The organism is Pyxidicoccus sp. M15 (genome assembly GCF_056858435.1).
Genome location: NZ_CM166495.1, coordinates 7,094,520 through 7,112,924, shown reverse-complemented (window position 1 = coordinate 7,112,924; position 18,405 = coordinate 7,094,520). Strand labels below are relative to the sequence as shown.

At 69.9% G+C, this 18,405-nt stretch carries 12 protein-coding genes; 5 read left to right on the top strand and 7 right to left on the bottom strand.

Annotated features, from left to right (window positions below; genetic code table 11):
* Nucleotides 1-8 precede the first annotated feature (8 nt).
* Genes ACX9TP_RS26280 through ACX9TP_RS26265 form a run of 4 tightly spaced genes read right to left on the bottom strand, consistent with a single transcriptional unit; the run spans nucleotide 9 to nucleotide 8,855 of the window.
* Nucleotides 9-1,370, bottom strand: coding sequence for a DHA2 family efflux MFS transporter permease subunit (locus tag ACX9TP_RS26280; protein ID WP_482973358.1), 1,362 nt, complete (start codon nucleotides 1,368-1,370; stop codon nucleotides 9-11).
* 53 nt (nucleotides 1,371-1,423) lie between these two features.
* Nucleotides 1,424-4,621 (bottom strand): DUF4215 domain-containing protein, encoded by a 3,198-nt coding sequence (locus tag ACX9TP_RS26275; protein WP_482973357.1) that lies wholly within the window; start codon nucleotides 4,619-4,621, stop codon nucleotides 1,424-1,426.
* Between the two features lie 8 nt (nucleotides 4,622-4,629).
* Nucleotides 4,630-5,934 carry a hypothetical protein gene (locus ACX9TP_RS26270; protein WP_482973356.1) on the bottom strand — a complete coding sequence of 435 codons (1,305 nt, stop codon included), beginning with the start codon at nucleotides 5,932-5,934 and terminating at the stop codon, nucleotides 4,630-4,632.
* A gap of 17 nt (nucleotides 5,935-5,951) precedes the next feature.
* A complete protein-coding gene (locus tag ACX9TP_RS26265) occupies nucleotides 5,952-8,855 on the bottom strand; it encodes a serine/threonine-protein kinase (RefSeq protein ID WP_482973355.1) in 2,904 nt (967 codons plus the stop codon).
* Between the two features lie 300 nt (nucleotides 8,856-9,155).
* Between ACX9TP_RS26265 and ACX9TP_RS26260 the strand changes: the two genes are divergently transcribed.
* Complete coding sequence (locus tag ACX9TP_RS26260; protein ID WP_482973354.1) at nucleotides 9,156-9,671, top strand: hypothetical protein; 516 nt, start codon at nucleotides 9,156-9,158, stop codon at nucleotides 9,669-9,671.
* Nucleotides 9,672-9,730: 59 nt separating this feature from the next.
* Nucleotides 9,731-9,895 (top strand): ribbon-helix-helix domain-containing protein, encoded by a 165-nt coding sequence (locus ACX9TP_RS26255; protein WP_015349436.1) that lies wholly within the window; start codon nucleotides 9,731-9,733, stop codon nucleotides 9,893-9,895.
* A gap of 28 nt (nucleotides 9,896-9,923) precedes the next feature.
* On the opposite strand, the gene ACX9TP_RS26250 is transcribed toward ACX9TP_RS26255, so the two are convergent.
* Complete coding sequence (locus ACX9TP_RS26250) at nucleotides 9,924-10,775, bottom strand: tRNA pseudouridine synthase A (protein WP_482973353.1); 852 nt, start codon at nucleotides 10,773-10,775, stop codon at nucleotides 9,924-9,926.
* Between the two features lie 44 nt (nucleotides 10,776-10,819).
* On the opposite strand from ACX9TP_RS26250, the gene ACX9TP_RS26245 reads away from it, so the two are divergent.
* From ACX9TP_RS26245 to clpX, 3 genes are all read left to right on the top strand, one after another.
* Nucleotides 10,820-11,755 carry an AgmX/PglI C-terminal domain-containing protein gene (locus ACX9TP_RS26245; RefSeq protein WP_482973352.1) on the top strand — a complete coding sequence of 312 codons (936 nt, stop codon included), beginning with the start codon at nucleotides 10,820-10,822 and terminating at the stop codon, nucleotides 11,753-11,755.
* Between the two features lie 27 nt (nucleotides 11,756-11,782).
* Nucleotides 11,783-12,439: a hypothetical protein gene (locus tag ACX9TP_RS26240; RefSeq protein ID WP_164001921.1), complete on the top strand. Its 657-nt coding sequence runs from the start codon at nucleotides 11,783-11,785 to the stop codon at nucleotides 12,437-12,439.
* Nucleotides 12,440-12,662: 223 nt separating this feature from the next.
* On the top strand, nucleotides 12,663-13,940 hold the full coding sequence (gene clpX / locus ACX9TP_RS26235) for an ATP-dependent Clp protease ATP-binding subunit ClpX (RefSeq protein ID WP_164001923.1): 1,278 nt from the start codon (nucleotides 12,663-12,665) through the stop codon (nucleotides 13,938-13,940).
* 68 nt (nucleotides 13,941-14,008) lie between these two features.
* Here clpX and ACX9TP_RS26230 read toward each other — a convergent pair whose 3' ends face one another.
* Nucleotides 14,009-15,382: a GAF domain-containing sensor histidine kinase gene (locus ACX9TP_RS26230; RefSeq protein ID WP_482973351.1), complete on the bottom strand. Its 1,374-nt coding sequence runs from the start codon at nucleotides 15,380-15,382 to the stop codon at nucleotides 14,009-14,011.
* A gap of 124 nt (nucleotides 15,383-15,506) precedes the next feature.
* Nucleotides 15,507-18,191, bottom strand: coding sequence for a hypothetical protein (locus tag ACX9TP_RS26225; RefSeq protein ID WP_482973350.1), 2,685 nt, complete (start codon nucleotides 18,189-18,191; stop codon nucleotides 15,507-15,509).
* Nucleotides 18,192-18,405 lie beyond the last annotated feature (214 nt).

Genomic DNA, 18,405 nt, shown 5'->3' with positions numbered 1-18,405 from the left:
GGACGCGCTCAGCGTCCGGCACCGTCCGGTGCTCGCACCGCGGCCGAGAGCGCTCCGATGGCGGCCAGGGCCGAGGCCACCTGGAAGCCCCGGGCCACCGCGCGGGTGAGCGCCTCGGCCGAGTCCGGCTCCGCGTGTCCGGCGAGCACCGTCGTGAAGATGGCTCCGGAGAGCCCCACGCCGAGCGCCATTCCCGCGTAGCGCGAGGTGGCGAGCACCCCGGAGGCGATGCCCTGCCGGTGCCGGGGAGCCGCGCCCAGCAGCGCGCTGTTGTTGGGCGCGATGAACATGCCCGCGCCCAGCCCGCACACCGCGAGCCCCATGGCCACGTGCGAGAGCGGCGACGAGAGGTCCAGCCGCGACAGCAGCAGGAGCCCGCCCGAGAGCACCGCCATGCCCACCATCGCCGGCCAGCGCGAGCCGATGCGGTCCGACAGCGCCCCGCTCAGCGGCGCGGCCACCATCATCACCACCGGCTGCGCGGTGAGCAGCAGCCCCGCATGCGCCGGGTCCAGTCCGCGCGCCTGCAGCAGGTAGAAGGGCAGCAGGAAGACGAGGCAGTAGATGCAGAGGTAGTTGAGCAGCGCGGCCGCGCTGGCCGCGCGGAAGGTGACGTTCCGGAAGAGGCTCAGGTCGAGCATCGGCACGCGCAGCCGCCACTCCAGCGCGATGAAGGCGCCCAGCACCACCACCGCGCCCGCGAGCAGCCCGATGATGCCCGGCGAGCTCCAGCCCCACGCATGCCCCTGGTTGAGCCCGAGCAGCAGCGCCACCATGCCCGTGAGGAAGAGCACCGCGCCGGTCCAGTCGAAGGGCTCGTCCCGGGCGACGGGCGCGTCGCGCGGCACGAAGCGCTGGCTCAGCGCCAGCGCGAGCAGCCCCACTGGCAGGTTCATGTAGAAGACGGAGCGCCACCCGAGGTGCTGCGTGAGCCAGCCGCCGAGCGACGGCCCCACGATGAGCCCCAGGTACGTCATCATCGCCTGGAGGCCGAGCACCCGCCCACGCCGCTCGGGCGGGAAGCTGCCGGTGAGGATGGCCGCCGAGTTGGAGAGGAGCATCGCCGCTCCCACGGCCTGGAGGGCGCGGGAGGCGATGAGCGCCTCGACTCCGGGAGCCAGTCCGCACAGCACGGAGCTGACCACGAAGCCGCCGAAGCCCAGCACATACACGCGCTTGTGCCCGCGCGCGTCCCCCAGCCGGCCGAAGCCGAGCAGCAGCCCGCTCACGGCCAGCAGGTACACCGTCACCACCCACTGGATGGTGGCCACGTCCGTGCGCAGCTCCGCGCGCAGCACCGGGAGAATCGCGTTCACCACGCTGCCGTCCAGCGCGGACATGAACGTGCCCGCGCCCACCGCCAGCAGCACCCACCGTCCCGAGCGCCCTCCGGAATCAGGGGGCGTCTCGGTGTGCGTGGGCCTCAGGGCGTGCCGCACAGGCCGTCAGCGCCGCAGGTCAGCCCGTTCTCGCAGTCCTCGTTCGTCGTGCAGCCGACCCCCTCCGGGCAGTCCTGCCCCAGGCCACCGGTCATGCTTTCCACCGTGAAGCGGGCGTTCTGCACGAACTCGATGGCGGGCTGGTTGCCGAAGGCGCCGTTGCGGTCATTGACGAGCTCCACCGTCCTCGAATTTGCCTGAACCGTGGCCGTGATGTCGAGGTTGGGGGCATTGTTGATGGCCGTCATGATGACCTGCGCCATCTGGGCCTCGCTGGAGCCGCCGGGGACGTTGATGCGGACGTTACCCGGATAGGTGCCACTGAACCTTTCGAACTCGAACACGACGTACGGGTTGCGACCGTCGGAGAGGATGAAGAGCTCTCCGTCATTCATGACGTTGCTGGCGACGGCGTTGAGCCTTCCCTTGGCGGGAGCCAGCTGGACGCGGTTGCACGTCGTGTTGCAGGTGCCGCAGGTGTCGATGTTGCCGTCGTCGCACGTCTCTCCGGGGGCCAGCACACCGTCGCCGCAGTAGGCCCCGCTCAGCACCAGTGGTTCCGAGCAGTCGGCCGCGCAGAGCGTGCAGTTCTTCTGGCCATAGGGGCACTCGGTCTCGTCGACGTTGTTGCCGTCATCGCAGACCTCGCTCTCGTTGTTCTTCGAGCCGTCGCCGCAGAACGGGCCGGACAGGCTCAGTTCCCCGTTGCAGCTGGAGTTGCAGGCCACGCAGTTGCGCGTGCCATAGGCGCAGGAGGTCTCGTTGACGACGTTGCCGTCGTCGCAGACCTCGGTGCTGCTCTTGAAGCCGTCGCCACAGACGGGGCCGGTGAGCTCCAGCTCCTCCATGCAGTCGGACCTGCACAGGGTGCAGCTCGCCGTGCCGTACTCGCACGAGTCTTCCGTGGTCGTGTTGCCGTCGTCGCAGACCTCGTTGCCGTTGCGGATGCGGTCACCGCACACGGGGCCCGTCAGGCTCAGCACGCCCGTGCAGGTGGCGTTGCAGGCGAGGCAGCTCTGGGTGCCGTAGTCGCACGTGGTCTCATTGAGGTTGTTGCCGTCGTCGCACGCCTCGGTCGGGTCCTTCTGGCCGTCGCCGCAGAAGGCGCCGGTCAGCTCCACCGGGGCCGTACACGTGGCGTTGCACTTCGTGCAGGTGCGGGTGCCGTAGTCGCACGACGTCTCCGTGGTGGTGTTGCCGTCGTCACAGACCTCGGTGTCGTCGTTCTTCGCGCCGTCGCCGCAGAAGCGGCCGGTGAGGTTGAGGGACGCGGAGCAGGTGGCATCACAGGAGCGGCAGTTCTTCGTGCCGTACGCGCACTCCGTCTCCGTCACCTTGTTGCCGTCGTCACACGCCTCGGTTGCGTCATTCTGGTTGCCATCGCCGCAGAAGCGGCCGGTGAGCGTGAGGGGCGCGCCGCAGGTGCTGTTGCACAGCGTGCAATTCGCGGTGCCGTAGGGGCACTCGGACTCGGTGTTGGTGTTGCCGTCGTCACACACCTCGGTGTCGTCGTTCTTCGCGCCGTCGCCGCAGAAGCGGCCGGTGAGCTTGAGCGAGGTCGCGCAGGTCGCATCACACGTCGTGCAGTTGCGGGTGCCGTAGGCGCACTCGGACTCGGTGGTGTTGTTGCCGTCGTCGCACACCTCGCTGTCGTCGTTCCGGTCGCCGTCGCCGCAGAAGCGGCCCTCGAGCTCCAGGGGCGTGGAGCAGGCCGCGTTGCAGCGCGTGCAGGTGCGCGTCCCGTAGGCGCACTCCGTCTCGGTGAACCGGTTGCCGTCGTCGCACGCCTCAGTGGTGGGGCCCTCGCGGTCGACGGAGTTGTCGCCGCAGGTGTTGCGCACGCAGCCCTTGAGGCAGTCGTCCTCCTCGGTGTCGTTGCCGTCGTCGCACTCCTCGCGCGCGGCCGGGTTGTGGTGGCCGTCGCCGCAGAAGGCGGGCGTGCAGTCGTTGTCACAGAAGGAGGACTCGCCGCCGGAGTCGCAGGCCTCGCTGGCGTTCGCGTTGAGCAGGCCGTCACCGCACAGGGGCAGGGTGCAGTCCGAGTCACAGGTGACGGAGTTGCCGCCCGTGTCGCACTGCTCGCCTCGCGCGGGGTTGCGGAAGCGGTCGCCGCAGAAGGCGATGGAGCAGTCGGCATCGCAGTTGGCGGAGTTCACCGCGCCCTCGTTGTCGCACTGCTCGCTGGCGCTGACGTTCACGAAGCCGTCGCCGCAGGCCTGCACGGTGCAGTTGGCGTTGCACTCGGGGGACTCGCCGGCGGTGTCGCACTGCTCCAGCCCGGGGGACTGCCGGTCGGTGACGCCGTCGCCGCAGCGGGGCAGCTTGCAGTTGCGGAGGCAGTTGTCGGTGTCGACGTTGTTGCCGTCGTCGCACTCCTCGTCCAGGTCGCGCACGCCGTTGCCGCAGCCCTCGCCCGAGCGGCAGTCGGAGGCGCAGCCGTCGCCATCCGCGGAGTTGCCGTCGTCACACAGCTCTCCGGCCGCGACGTCGATGATGCCGTTGCCGCACGACTCGTCGGAGCGGCAGTCTGAGCCGCAGCCGTCGCCGCTGACGTTGTTACCGTCGTCGCACTTCTCACCCCGGGCGACGTCGACGATGTCGTTGCCGCAGCTCTCCTCGGAGCGGCAGTCGCCGCTGCACCCGTCGCCGCTCTCGTTGTTGCCGTCGTCGCACTTCTCGCCCCGGGTGACGTCCACGTAGCCGTTGCCGCAGAACTCCGTGGAGAGGCAGTCCGCGCTGCACCCGTCGCCGGAGCGCGAGTTGCCGTCGTCGCACTTCTCGCCGACGGAGGTGTCCACCGTGCCGTTGGCGCACATCTCGCTGGAGCGGCAGTTGGCGCTGCAGCCGTCCTCGTTCAGGGTGTTCCCGTCGTCGCAGACCTCGCTGGCGACGACGTCCACGGTGCCGTTGCCGCAGGTCTCGTCCGAGCCGCAGTCCGTGCTGCACCCGTCGCCCGCGAGGATGTTGCCGTCGTCACAGGACTCACCGGACTGGACGATGCCGTCGCCGCAAGTGGTCTGGATGCACACGTCCTGCCGGGCCGCGCACTGCTGGCCGGACGGACAGACGAGGCCCGAGGGGCACGTCACGCTCTCCGGCTTCATGCAGGAGAGGAACGGCAGCACCAGCGCGAGCAGGACGAGCAGCCCGGGGGGGAGGGAAGGGGAGGCGTTGCGTCGCATGGTGGGCCTCAGAAGCGGAACGTCGCGGAGGCGCCGCCGCCGCCAGCGCCGAGGAGGGGGGTGACGCTCGCGGAAGGCTTCGAGGCCTCGGACGGGTCGACCTGGTGGGGCTGGAGCCGGTTGAGGTAGACGAGCACCGCGCCCGTCACCAGCGCCGCGCCGCCCACGGCGTACCCGGCGAAGGCGCCCTTCTGGAAGGTGTCCCCGCGGGTGCGCTGTTCGGCGACGGAGGCCTCGGGCACACAGCCTCCGCAGCTGGCAATCGCCGTGTCGAACCGGGAGTAGTCATCGCGGGCCATCATGTGCAGCAGGCCGCCGCCCGCCGCGAGCGCCGCGCCCGCGCCCACCACCGCCCAGGGCTTCCACGCGGACCACTTCCTCCGGTACTGGATGAGGTCCTCGGAGGTGAACATCTTCAGGTCCAGCGTCGCCTTCTCACCCGGGGACAGCGTGCGGCTCTGCTCCTGGGTGAGGTAGCCCTCTCCGGTGGCGACGAGGGAGTGCGGGCCGGCGCGCACCCAGCCCGCGTGGCGTCCGGGGCCCACGAACAGGGGCCTGCCGTCCATCACCACCGAGGCGCCCGGCGTCTCGCAGGAGATCTCCACCCAGGCGAGCTGCTTCTCGACGAGCGCCTTGTACGCGCGGGCGCTCTCCAGCTTCTCGGCATCCAGCGGCGCCTCGCCGTAGCGCATCGCCGCCTCCAGGTGCTCGCGGACCTCGATGGGCTGGTCCAGATTGAGCAGCGCCAGCGCCAGGTTGTAGTGGATGGCGGGGTGGTCCCAGGACGCGAGCGCCTGCCGGTACTGCTCCGCCGCCTTGAGGAAGAAGGACTCCTTCAGCAGCGCGTTGGCGGAGCGGAACAGGTCGATGGCCACCTGCTGCTTCTGCGGGGGCACGCCCCGGGCCCAGGGGCGCTCGTCGCCGGACAGCACCACCGTCGAGCGTCGCTCGGCAGCCGGCACGTCCACAGGCGGCGTGGCGGCGGTGGCCGGCGCCTCGGGGGGCGTCACCTGCAGGGGTTCTGGAACAGGTTCCGCGGTGGGCTCGGCGGCCGGACTCGAAGCCGCGCCCTTGCGGAGGCGGCGCTTCGTCGTCTTGGCGGCGCGCGGCGCGTCCGGAGCCAGCGGGTCGGTGGACTTCGCGGCCTTGCGCACGCGCTTCGTCCCGGTCGTGGACGCGGACGGCTTCACGCCCTTGCGTGCTGGCTTCTTCGTGGTGGCCGTGGCCGGGGACTCGCCCTGCGCGGCGGCTGGAGACGCCAGGGGCGCCAGGAGCGCGAGCGACAGGAGGAGTCCGATTGTGGAGCGCTTCATCACCATTCCCGTGGGCTTCACTTCAACTCGTCGATGACGGGGCTGCCGAGCTGGGCCTGCAGGCGCTGGACGCGCTCCTGCTCCCGGCGCAGCAGGGACTGGAGCTGCTTCGCGGCATGGATGGCGTCATCCTGGGCCTTGCGCGCGGCCACTGCGTTCTTCTCCGCGTACCGCTTCGCGAAGCGCGCCCGGAGCTGCGCCTTGTTGGCGTTCTCCAGCGCGTCCAGCAGCTCGTCGTTCTTGCGCTGCAGCTCGTCGTTGGCGACGGCGACCTGGGCGTTGGCGGACTCGGCTTCTTCCTGCGCCTTCTGCCGCTGCAGCTCCTTGGCCTGCACCTCGGCCAGGCGCGTGCGCGCCACCGTTTCCGCCTCGCGTGCCTCGGACTCGGCGCTCTTGGCGATGACGGCCTGGCGCTCCGCCTCCTGTTGCGCGTTGTGGATGACCACCAGCGCAATCACCGCGGCGAGCGCGAGCATGCCGAGGAACGCCGTGCTGCCGATGACCAGCGCCCGGCGGCGGCGCGCGGCCTTCTTCTCCTGCGCGAGGACCTGCTCCAGGAAGTCCCGCTGGAGCTTCGGCAGCTCTCCGCGGTAGCGCCGCTGGAAGCGCCGCGCCTCCTCTACCACCTCACCGCGCCACAGCAGTCCGGCGTCGAAGCTCTTCGCCTGCCACTGCCGGGCCGCGTTGCGCAGCTGCTCCAGGAAGGCCGTGTCCTCCTGGCCCTCGTCCAGCCAGCGGCGCAGCGTGGGCCAGCTGTGCAGCAGTGACTCGTGCACCAGCTCCACCGTCGCGCCCGTGGCGCCGCCGCCGGTCTGCACCACCAGCAGGCGCGCCTGGACGAGGTGGTCGATGAGGCGCTGGATTTCGCCCGCGTCCTTCGCCAGCTCGCGCAGCTCGCCCATGGAGACGATGGCGCGCGTGCGCTCCGTCGTCACCAGGCGCAGGAAGACGGCCCGCACCAGCGCCTGCTGCGCGTGGGACAGCTCCCCGAGCACGCTGTCGGCGTGGGTGGCGAGCGCTCCGGCGATGCCGCCCATGGACTGGTAGCTGCGCTCGGTGAGCACCTTGCTCGCCGTGTCGCGCTGCTCCCACAGCAGCGTCGCCGCGAACTGGAGGAGCGGCAGCGCGCCCTGCGTCGCATCGAGGTGCTCGAGCATGTGCTCGACGAGCTGCGGCGTCTCGAAGCGGTAGCCGGCCATCTCCGCCGGCTGCACCAGCGCGTCGCGCAGGCCCTCGCGGTTGGGCGGGGAGAGGAAGAAGAGGCCCTGGCTCAGCTCGGCCATGAAGCGCTCGTCCTCGGACACGCGGTCCAGGAAGTCGGAGCGCAGCGACAGCACCACGCGCACCGGGGACGTGGCGTCGTCCGCGAGGCCCGCGAGGCACGCGGTGAAGGCCAGGCGCTCCTGGGCGTCCGGCACCAGCGTGTAGAGCTCCTCGAACTGGTCCACGAAGAGCAGCAGCTTGCGGCGAGAGCGGCGGGCGCGGCTGCGCAGCACGGTGCCCACGTAGCCGGGCTCCTGGGCCAGGCGCTCGACGAGCTGCCGCTGCTCCTGGATGTCGCCCTCCAGCGTGGTGGAGCTGCTCACCAGGGGCGCGACGATGCTGGCCAGCGCCGCCAGCGGCTGGCGGCCGGGGCGGATGACGAGCGACTCCCACTTCTCGCCGGAGCGCTTGAGCACGGGGACGAGACCGGCGCGCACGAACGACGACTTGCCCGTGCCGGAGGGCCCGACGATGGCCAGCAGCGGCCGGTCCTGGATGCGGTTCACCAGCGCGGCGATTTCGCGCGAGCGGCCGAAGAAGCGGTCCGCGTCCGATTCCTGGAAGGAGCTGAGGCCCGCGTAGGGGCTCTCGTCGATGCGCAGCTCCCGGCTGTAGCGGCCGGGGAGGAAGGGCTCCAGCGCCTGGAGCAGCGAGGCCGCGTCCGGGAAGCGCTCATCCTTGGGCTTGTAGAGGCAGCGGTCCACGACGGCCGCCAGGTCCGGCGGCACGTCCGGACACATGTCGCCCAGGCGGGGCATGGGCTCGTCGAGCTGCGCCGTCACCATGAGCTGCGGGCCGTACAGCGGATCCAACGGGTGCTTTCCGGCCAGCATCCGGAACAGCATGATGCCCACCGCCCAGATGTCCGTGCGGTGGTCGATGTCCACGCCGATGCCCCACTGCTCCGGGGACATGTACGGCATGGTTCCCATGATGGCGCCGGTGCGCGTGAGCTCGGCCTTCTCCCGGCTACCGTCGGTGTCGGCGGGCTCGGGCGAGGCGGTCCGGGCCTCGTCGAGGTCCACCTCCACCGAGGGCTCCGCCCCCTGGAGCACCTTGGCGATGCCGAAGTCCAGCACCTTGATGCCGCCCGAGTCGGTGACGATGACGTTGTCGGGCTTGAGGTCGCGGTGGACGATCTTCCGCTCGTGCGCGCACGCGAGGGCGCGGACGACGGGCACCATCAGCTCCACGGCGCGTGAGGGCGGCAGGCGCTGGCTGCCCTTGACGAGCTTGTTGAGCGGCTGGCCCTGGAGGAACTCCAGCACCATGTACGGGCTGCCCTGGAACTCGCCGACCTCGTAGATGATGACGATGTTCTCGTGGCTGCACAGCGCGGTGGCCTGCGCCTCGCGGATGAAGCGCCGCGTGACGTCCGGGTCCGTGGTGTGCAGGAACTTGATGGCCACGCGGCGGCCCAGCCGGGTGTCACGCGCGAGGAAGACGGTGCCCATGCCGCCACTGCCGAGCTGGCGGATCAGCTCGTAGTGGTGGATGCGCGTGCCGGGCCGGGGCAGGTGCTCCTGTCCCTCCGGCGGTGTGTCCCCGTACGACGGGTTGGAGTTGGAGGAGATTTCCCCCGTGCCCGAGCCGGTGTTCGGCGTGAACAGGGAGTCCACGTCAGCAGCGATGGTTCGCTCGTCCACTTCGAAGGCCACGGCTTCCTCGTGCCCCACTGGGCGCTCGTCCCCCTCCCACCATGGCCTCCCGCCTGGAAGACCCTGATGCAGGGGTTGAACGCCGTTTCAGGAATGGCGGCATTTTCGTTCTCGCTCGGTGAGAATCGCAAGACGCGGAGCGCTAGAGCCGCATATGACTTCAAGTGGGGGTCGGCAGGGGAGGGGACGCCCGCTCCACGCACACCCGCGGAAGGCTGGTAGAAAGCGCCCCACCCGATGATTCGCGCGCGCCGGAGGATGACTGGATGGGGGTCCTGGCTGACACACCGGGTCCCTGCGGTGCTCGTGTTCCTCGTCGTGGGCCTGCCTCCGGGGGCCTCGGCCGCGGAGCCCGTCGACACGCCCTATTACAAGGAGCGCCGCGCCCTCTCGCTGATCCTCGGCCCGGGCGCCGCGTACACCGAGTACATCGACCAGGGTGACGGCGACGCGGAGAAGGGGGCGGACGCGCACCTGGATTTCGGCGGCACCCGGACGGTGGGCTACGACGGGGACGAAATCTTCGTGCTGATCCGCGGCGGCCTGCGCGGGCCGGATCTGTCGTTCGCCGGCGGCTACCGGAACTTCTTCGGCGTCGACGCGTGGCAGACCTTCTTCGACGTGGGCGTGCTGGTGAGGCCGTTTTCTGGGCCGTGGGTGGGGCCTCGCATAGGTTTGGGCCTCAGACACACCTTCTCCGAGCGGCTCGCGGTGTTCGGCGGGCTGGGACTGACGCTCGGGTTCGGATCAGGCCTGCGCGGGGATGCCGAAGCCTTCACCGGGGTGCAGTGGATCTTCCCGGTAGGATCGCAGTGAAAAAATTGCGATCCCCGAGGTCTGTGAGATGGTGTGCGCATCTGTAGGAGGTTGCGCACTTGGACATGAATCCCCGCCTCACCTCGGTGGTCTTCCGGCTGAACCGCGAGAAGCTCGATGCCCTGAAGGAGCTGTCGCGCTCCACGCGCATCCGTCAGAGCGAGTACCTGCGGGAGGCCATCTCGGACCTGCTGGCGAAGTACGAGGAGCGGCTGGTCGACTGAAGACCGCCGCTTCGGACCCCGCCGCACGTCATCCGGCAGTGAAGGGTGGCTCCAGCGGCAGCCCCGGAGGGTGGAGGCGCTCTCCAGCGGTGAAGGGGTCCACCCCGGGAGGGTAGCGCACCTCCCAGAGCACCAGGCCGTGCGCGGGCGCCTTGAAGCCCTCCACGGCCGAACCCGTCTCCAGCGCCGCCTTCCAGGCCTCTTCCGGCAACAGTCCCGCCGCCACCTTCAGCGCGCTCCCCACGAGGTAGCGCACCTGGTAGCGCGCGAAGCCGTCCCCGCTCAGCCGCGCCTCGTAGAGCCCCCCGCCCAGCGCATGCAGGGTGGCGGACTCCAGGGTGCGCGGCTTGCGGGGGCTGGACTTCTCGTGGAAGGCGATGAAGTCCCGCGTCCCCACCGCCTGGCCCAGCAGCGCTTCCAGCCGCTCGGGCGTCACCCGCGTGCCGCCGCCTTGCAGCAGCGGCTCGGCGGGCACGTCCAGGGAGTAGGGCGCCCACGCCGCGTCGGGAGTCCCTTCGAGCCGGAGCCGGTAGCGGTACACCTTGCCGCTCGCGCTCCACTGCGCATGGAAGGAGCCGGGCCGGCGCACCGCGCACAGGCCCAGGCCGTCCGGCAGCCGGGCGGGCAGTCGCTTCTCCAGCGCCTCCGCCGAGTCCCCCGGCTCCAGCCGCACGCTCACCACCTGCATCCGCGCGTGGACGCCCCTGTCCGTACGCCCCGCCGGCATGATGGTGGCGGGCACGCCGACGGACGCCAGCGCCTCCTCGAGGGCCGCCTGGACGGTAGGCCCCTCCGGTTGACGCTGGAAGCCACGGAAGTTTCCGCCGCGGTACCAGATCCACAGTGCGACGGGAATCCGCTTGGAAGTCGATGGGAGCACGGCGTTGCGAGTGTGTGGGGGAACACGGGATACTCGCGCGCGAAATGGCGGCCGGACAAGACTTTGCGGTGGACGTGGAAGGACATTGGCTCTTTCGACAGGGGGACCTCGTCCTGGGGCCCGTGAGCGGCGGGCAGATTGTCGAGAAGCTCGTCTCGGGGGAGCTGACCCCGGACACGCCGGTGGCGCCCGCGGGTGAGCGCCACTTCCAGCGCATGGCGGATGTGGACGCCTTCCGGGTGCACGTGGCCCGCGCGGAGGCCCGTGCCCGCGTGGACGCCGCCGTCCAGGTGGAGCGCGAGAAGTCCCGCAAGCGGCTGACCTACCTCGGCGCCGGCGCGGGCGTGCTGGTGGTGCTGCTGGGCGTCGGCGGCCTGTGGGTGGCGCGAAACGCCGCCGTCTACGGGTGGCTCGGCGGTGAGGAGGACTTCGACGGCATCGAGATGGACGCGCCCACCATCCGCCTGGCCCAGGCCCGCGCCGACGAGGAGGAGCTCTTCGAGTACCCCACCAACGGCACCCGCCGCCCGGGGACGGAGGCCGGCACCACCACCAAGCCCGCCACCGGCACCACCGGCACCACCGGCACCGGCAAGACGGCCGTGGCCTCCGCCACCCGCGCCGACCCGAAGCGCCCCCGCCCGGCCGGCAGCGTGAGCACGGACCCGGACGGCCTGGAGATGACGCAGCAGTTCGACCAGTCCGCCATCAACCGCATCGTCGCCGGCAACAAGTCCACGCTCTTCAAGTGCCTGAAGGACGAGGCCGAGCGCACCCCGGGCCTGTACGCGAAAATCCCCCTGGAGTTCGTCATCGGCAACGACGGCAAGGTGTCCAAGCTCTGGGTGGACAACCCGCAGTTCAAGAAGGGGGCGCTCTACGAGTGCCTCTTCACGGAGCTGCAGAAGTGGCCCTTCCGGGCCTACGAGGGCGAGCGGGCCACGGTGGGCCTTTCGTTCACCATCGGTAAGCGAGGGTAGGGCCACTTTCTTGCCCACCCCCCGGGCATGGCCGATACCAGGGCCATGTCCGCTGCTTCCGTTGCCGAGGTCGAGATTGCGAAGAAGGCGCTGAGCGTCCCCCCGGGGACCTTCCGGCACACCGTCCTGGTGGCCGCCAAGCGCTTCAAGTCCACCTGGGCCGAGCTGGGCCAGCTGCTCGTTCAGGTCCGGGACGAGGCCAAGTTCGAGGAGTGGGGCTATCCCACCTTCGAGGCCTACTGTCTCAAGGAGCTGCACATCAAGAAGCAGACGGCCCTGAAGCTCACCCGCTCGTTCAGCTTCCTGGCCAAGCACGAGCCCGAGGAGGAGCTCAAGGCGCAGGAGTTCCCCGAGAAGGCCCCCGCCTTCGAGGTGATTGAAGTCCTGGCCGACGCGGAGGAGCGGGGGCAGCTTTCACCCACCGAGTACAAGTCCCTCCGCGACAGCATCTGGAGCCCGGAAAAGTCCCCGACAGAGCTGAAGAAGGAGTTCACCGAGCGCTTCCCGCGCCCGGCCCCCGAGCCCCCGCCGGAGAGCGCCCAGGTGCGGAAGCTGGCGCAGATGGCTCGGAAGCTCGCCAGTGAGCTGGCAGGGTGCCGTCGGATCCCGAACGCTGTCGCCGAGCGAGCGTCCGCCCTGGCGGAGGACGTGGAGGACATCGCCGCGGGCGTGACGGACGCCTGAACCGCTGTTACTGAACGCTGACCCGTGGCCGGGCATGTACGCTCGGCAACGGGCCTGTACCGCCGGGCTTCCTGCCCGAAGGGGAGGGCCCTATAGTGGTTCAGGGCCCCGTGTAGGTGGGCCTGACGGCTGTTCGAGACGTGGGCAGGCCGTGAGGGTAGGGGAGCGGTGGACGGCGTAGCAGGCTCCGGGGGAACCGGGGTCGGTGAACTCGGAGGCGGCAGTGAAGAAGGAGCACCACGTCAACCTGTCCTGTTCGTTCTGCGGTAAATCGCAGCGCGAGGTCCGCAAGCTGATTGCCGGGCCGACGGTCTACATCTGCGACGAGTGCATCAAGCTCTGTAACGACATCATCGCGGATGAGAACGAGCGAGAGGAAGGCAAGCCCCAGGTCTCCCTGCCGACACCGGCGGAGATCAAGGCGTTCCTCGACGACTACGTCATTGGCCAGGACCAGGCGAAAAAGGTCCTCGCGGTGGCGGTGTACAACCACTACAAGCGCATCTACCAGAAGAAGCCGGCCGCAAGGCCGCGCCCCGGGGTGAAGAGTCCCGGCGGCGAGGACGTGGAGCTGAGCAAGAGCAACATCCTGCTCATCGGCCCCACGGGCAGCGGCAAGACGCTGCTGGCCCAGTCCCTGGCGCGCTTTCTCAATGTTCCCTTCACCATCGCCGACGCGACCAGCCTCACCGAGGCCGGCTACGTGGGCGAGGACGTGGAGAACATCATCCAGAACCTCCTCCACAACGCCGACTACGACGTGGAGAAGGCGGCGCGCGGCATCGTCTACATCGACGAAATCGACAAGATTGCCCGCAAGGGTGACATGCCGAGCGCCACCCGCGATGTCGGCGGCGAGGGCGTGCAGCAGGCCCTGCTGAAGATCATCGAGGGCACCCGCGCCAACGTCACGCCGCGCGGCGGGAAGAAGTACAACCAGCAGGAGTACGTCCAGGTCGACACGACGAACATCCTCTTCATCTGCGGCGGTGCCTTCCACGGCATCGACGGCGTCATCAAGCGCCGCGTGGGTGAGAAGGGCCTGGGCTTCGGCGCGAAGATCACCCACCGCGAGGAGCGCAGCGTGGGCGAGCTGCTGGCGCTGACGGAGCCGGAGGACCTGATGAAGTTCGGGATGATTCCTGAGTTCATCGGCCGTCTGCCCATGATCGCCACGCTGAACGACCTGAAGGAAGAGGACCTCGTCATCATCCTCTCGCAGCCGAAGAACGCGCTGGTGAAGCAGTACCAGAAGCTCTTCGAGATGGAGAAGGTGAAGCTGACCTTCACCAAGGAAGCGCTGCGCGCCATCGCCCGCGAGGCGATGCGCCGTCACTCCGGAGCGCGCGGCCTGCGCGCCATCCTGGAGGACGCGATGCTGGAGATCATGTACGACGTGCCGTTCCGCGAGGGCGTCAAGGAGTGCAAGATCACCGAGCAGGTGATTACGAAGCACGAGCCTCCGCAGCTGGTGATGGAGAAGGAGAAGAAGACGGCCTAGCCGCCGCGCTTCTCTTCGAAGCCTGAGGGCCCTTCTTCCCGGTGACGGGGAGCGGGGCCTTCGCTTTTTCAGGCGGCGGAGGCCGCGGCGGGGGCGGGCAGGGTGATGATGAACTCGGCGTACTCGCCGGGGGTGCTCTCCACGCGAATCTGGCCGTGGTGCTCCTGGACGATGTCGTGGCACAGCGACAGGCCCAGGCCGGTGCCCACGCCCGCGGGCTTGGTGGTGAAGAACGGGTGGAAGAGCTTCTCGCGCACGTGCTCGGGGATGCCGGTGCCGTTGTCGCGCACGCGCAGCTCCACCGTGTCCCCGAGGCGGCGGGTGCGGACGTGGACGCGCGGGGTGAAGCCGACGCCGGCCTTCTGCTGCTTCTGCAGCGTCGCGTAGAAGGCGTTCTCCAGGATGTTGATGAACAGGCGGCTGATGTCGCTGGCCACCAGCTCCACCGTGCCCACCGTGGCGTCCAGCTCGGACTCCGTCTCCACGGTGGCGCCGCTCGAGCGGCTGCGCAGCCCCTGCACCGCGAGGCCCAGGCTGTCTCGCACCAGCGTGTTGAAGTCCGCGCGCGAGCGCGTCCCCTCGGAGCGGCGCGAGTGGCGGAGCATCGTCTTGATGATGTCCGACGCGCGCTTGCCGTGGGTGTGGATGCGCTGCGTGTTCTGGCGCAAGTCTTCCAAGAGTCCCAGCGCGTCCTCCAGCGCCTCGGCGTCCAGCTGGCCGGCCCTTCCGCGCAGCGTCTCCTCCAGCTCGACGGCCAGCCGCGTGGACAGGTTGGAGAAGTTGGTCACGAAGTTGAGCGGGTTCTGCAGCTCGTGGGTGATGCCGGCGGTGAGCGCGCCCAGGGACGCGAGCTTGTCCTGCGCCACCAGCTGCTGCCGCAGCTCCTCGACGTTGCGCTCCAGCGCCTGGTTCCGCTCCTTCAGGCGCGCGCACAGGGCGGCGTTCTCCAGGCAGACGGCGGCGGGGCCCGACAGCAGGCGCAGCAGCTCCTGCCGGTCGACGGCGAAGGGGCCGCGCGTGGCGTCGTTCTCCAGGTAGAGCGCGCCGGTGGCCATGCCCTCCTTCACGAGCGGGCTGCACAGCAGGGACGCGGGCCGGGCGGCGCGCAGATAGGGGTCCTCGGAGAAGGGCCCCGCGGGCGCCGTGTCGTGGAGGAGGACCGCCTCGCCCGTGCGAAGCACATGGTGGATGACGGAGGCCGGCAGCACGGTGCACGACGCCACCGGCACTTCCTGCTCCACGAGTACGTCCTCGGCCTCCGCCAGGCCCTCGGCGGTGATGAACAGGCCCTCGGGCTTCTTCAGGATGAGGACGCCGCGCCGCGCGCCGGTGTGCTCGAGGACCCCGGTGAGCAACCTGCCCATCAGCCTGCCCGGGACGAGCTCACCGGAAAGCGCGCATGCCATCTCGAGGACAGTCTGGTAGCCGGGGACCTCGGTCATTGCTCCACCCGTACGAGCCAAGGGGCGGCCCCCCGTGAAGCGCGAGGCTATCCCTGCCTTCCGGGGCTCGCAACCCGGCCCTGGTGCCGAGGGGGATGGCGCGTGCGGCCCGGGAGCCCCAAGGCTACTGCGAGAGCCAGTCGTCGTGGCAGCCGTCCCCTCCCAGGACGTACGAGCCATCGTCAATCGCCGTGAGGTAGTGGGAGGGAATGACGGCGCCGTTCGTCCCGATGCCATAGATGCAGCCGAGCACCTCGTACTGGCGGACCGAGCCATTGCGGCAGACGCCATAGCCCCAGCGGCGCATCGTTCCGCATGCGAAGGTGTAGTTGCCGGTCGGCCCCGGAAAGGCCGGGTCGCGCGTGAACGTGCCATCCGCATGGAACGTGAAGCGCTGGCCGCCCGTGCCGCTCACGGGATAGACGTGCACCGACCTGCCGACGAACGCCCGGTAGCCCGGGTTGCGCACCGTCACGAGTACCGGGAACTCGATGTTCCGATTCGCATCCGGGTCGTACGTCACGACTCGCTGGGTCGAGGCCGGGTGGTCGTTCGGCCCGAGGGCACCGTCGAACTGATGGAACACGAGCTCCCCGAGCGGCTGGCCGTCGCGGGTCCACTGGAAGACTTCCTGCGTCCCCGAGATGGCGTCGAAGGGCTCATTCCGCTGCAGCGTCCGGATGCGCTGGTGTGTCGAGGGTGAGTCGATACGGTGGTAGTCGAGTCCGTACGTCACGCACCGCCGAGGCGCGCCGGAGAGCGAGAGACAGAGCTGGTCCGCGGCGCAGGCCGTCGGGCACATCACGAGGCGAATCGGTACGTGCGCGACCTCGCGTGAGTCGTAGGTCACCACGGCGGTCCCGGTGACCTCGGAGACCGGCTCGTTGCCGGAGTACGCGACGTGCAGCTGGAACCCGTCGGTGAGTGCGGTGGCGGAGGCGGAGAGGCCAGGGTGGCTCGGGTTCGTGAGGGTGACCCGGACGCTCGAGTAGTTCACCAGCCGCGTCGGCGTCCCATCGGCGAGGGTGAGGATGAGCTTTCGCGGAGTTCCGGGGGTGAGGTCCACCACCGCGGGCAGCGCCGCGCCGGAGGCGTCCGCCACGTCGTAGTCGCAGGGGACCGAGGCCCCGTTCTCCTGACAGAGGACCGGCACGAGCCGCGCCTCGATGCGGATACGCGCCACCGGGTTGGAGGGGTCGTCGTACACGAGCTCGTAGGTGAAGGCGTAGTCACTGCCGGGTGTCACGGTGTCGAACCCGAGCCCGAGCTGCCCATCAAGCGCCTCGGTCGGGAGCGCGTAGACGAGGGTGTTCGCCACCACCGTGGCCCGGACGGCGCTCGGGTCGACCGGCACGTACGAAGGTGTCGCGGCCGCGAACGGGATGGAGAAGCGCCCGCCGAGCAGGGCGGGAAGCTTCGCGTTGTAGTCGTTCACCCGGGTGGCGATTTCGGAGAGCCAGGACTCGGGGCTGGCCGCGTCGCCGGGCTGAACGGGGCGGAAGCCGGCGGCGAGCGAGAACTTCACGAACCTGCGGGGAGTGAACTCGTTGAGGCTCGGGCTCCTGACCGCCGAGTTGAAGGACACATTGCCGAACTGGAACACCTCGGTCGACTGGGGGTGTGTCTGGCCCTCGGTCCAGAGAGGCACGACGACGGACTTCATGAACCTGATGCCGAGTGACTTCGCCTCCACCGCCCGCGTGAGGGCCAGACCGTAGGCGATGCCGCCGGTGATGGCGTAGCCGATGCGGCCGAGGGGGGAGAAGCTCAGGAGCGACAACCGCTCCAGCGCGTGCCCGATCCACAGGAGGGAGCCAACGCCCCCCATCTTCCTGACGAACTTGAGGAGGACGCAGCGGCGCCCCTCGACGGTTGTCTCGTTGCCGCAGTCGCCAGGCATGTACACGCGGGCAACCTGCTCGAAGCCGTCGAACAGCGCGAGTCCCTCCGCCGTGTGCTGACGGAGGAGGTGGGCGACGAACTCGACCTGTTCGGGGGGGAGCGTCGCAAGGTCTGCCTCGGCCCGTTGGAACCGCGCCGCTGCCTCGTCGAGGCCCGCATTCGCTTCGACGAGAGCTTCGCCGGAGAGGGTGTCGAGCACGGAGCCGCGCAGCCTGACGACCTCCGCGCGCACGTGGGCCTGCAGGTCGGCGACGTAGCCTGCCGGGTCGGGAATCGGGTCGCTCAGGGGCGTGACCTGGAGGTCGGTGCTGTAGCGGGCCTTGCCGTGGGCGAAGGACAGGGTGTGGCGTCCCTCCCCAATCTCCGGGGGGAGGAACAGGAGGAAGGTTCCGGGCGTGTCGTCCACGGCGTGCAGTGCGATGGTGACAGCGCCGAGCGTCGCGGTGAGCTCGGTCGCGTCGGTGATGGGCGGCCATTCCGTCTTCACACGGACCTGGCCGTAGCGCGGATGGCTCGGGGCATCCGGCGTGAGGCTTCCGTTGAAGTGCGGCCCCGTGCCGGCGTCTGGCCCGCCACCGACCTGCCCGCCGTCGGGGCCCGGAGGACCGCCCGCGTCGGGGCCTGGAGGACCGCCCGCGTCGGGGCCCGGAGGACCGCCCGCGTCGGGGCCCGGAGGACCGCCCGCGTCGGGCCGACCGCCCGGTCCCTCATCTCCCTGGCTCGAGCCCTTGCCTGGGCCACAGGCGAGCGCAGCTGTCAGCGCGAGGAGCAGCAAGAGGACATGGGGTTGGCGCGGGCTTGTCCACGACACTGGCAGGCCGTCGAGCGCGAGAACAGCCTTGGTGCGCTGCTCATATGGCATGTCGTTCAGGGCCGCCGTCTTCACCTGCAGCTCTTCGCAACTCAAGCCATTTCCCCCAGCTCCCTGCCGCGGCGCAGTGCCGCCGCCGATGACCGCATTTGTCCGCCACTTGATGGGCCTGTCAACCGGAGTGCGCTCTCCCTGGCCACCACCGTCCCGCCTGTCCGGCCAGGAGGGCAGGGGATACCTGCGTGACGCAGTACCCCCCGCAGACGGGGTGTGAGAAGATTCGCGCGTCTTGCGGGAGCCCCCACTCCCG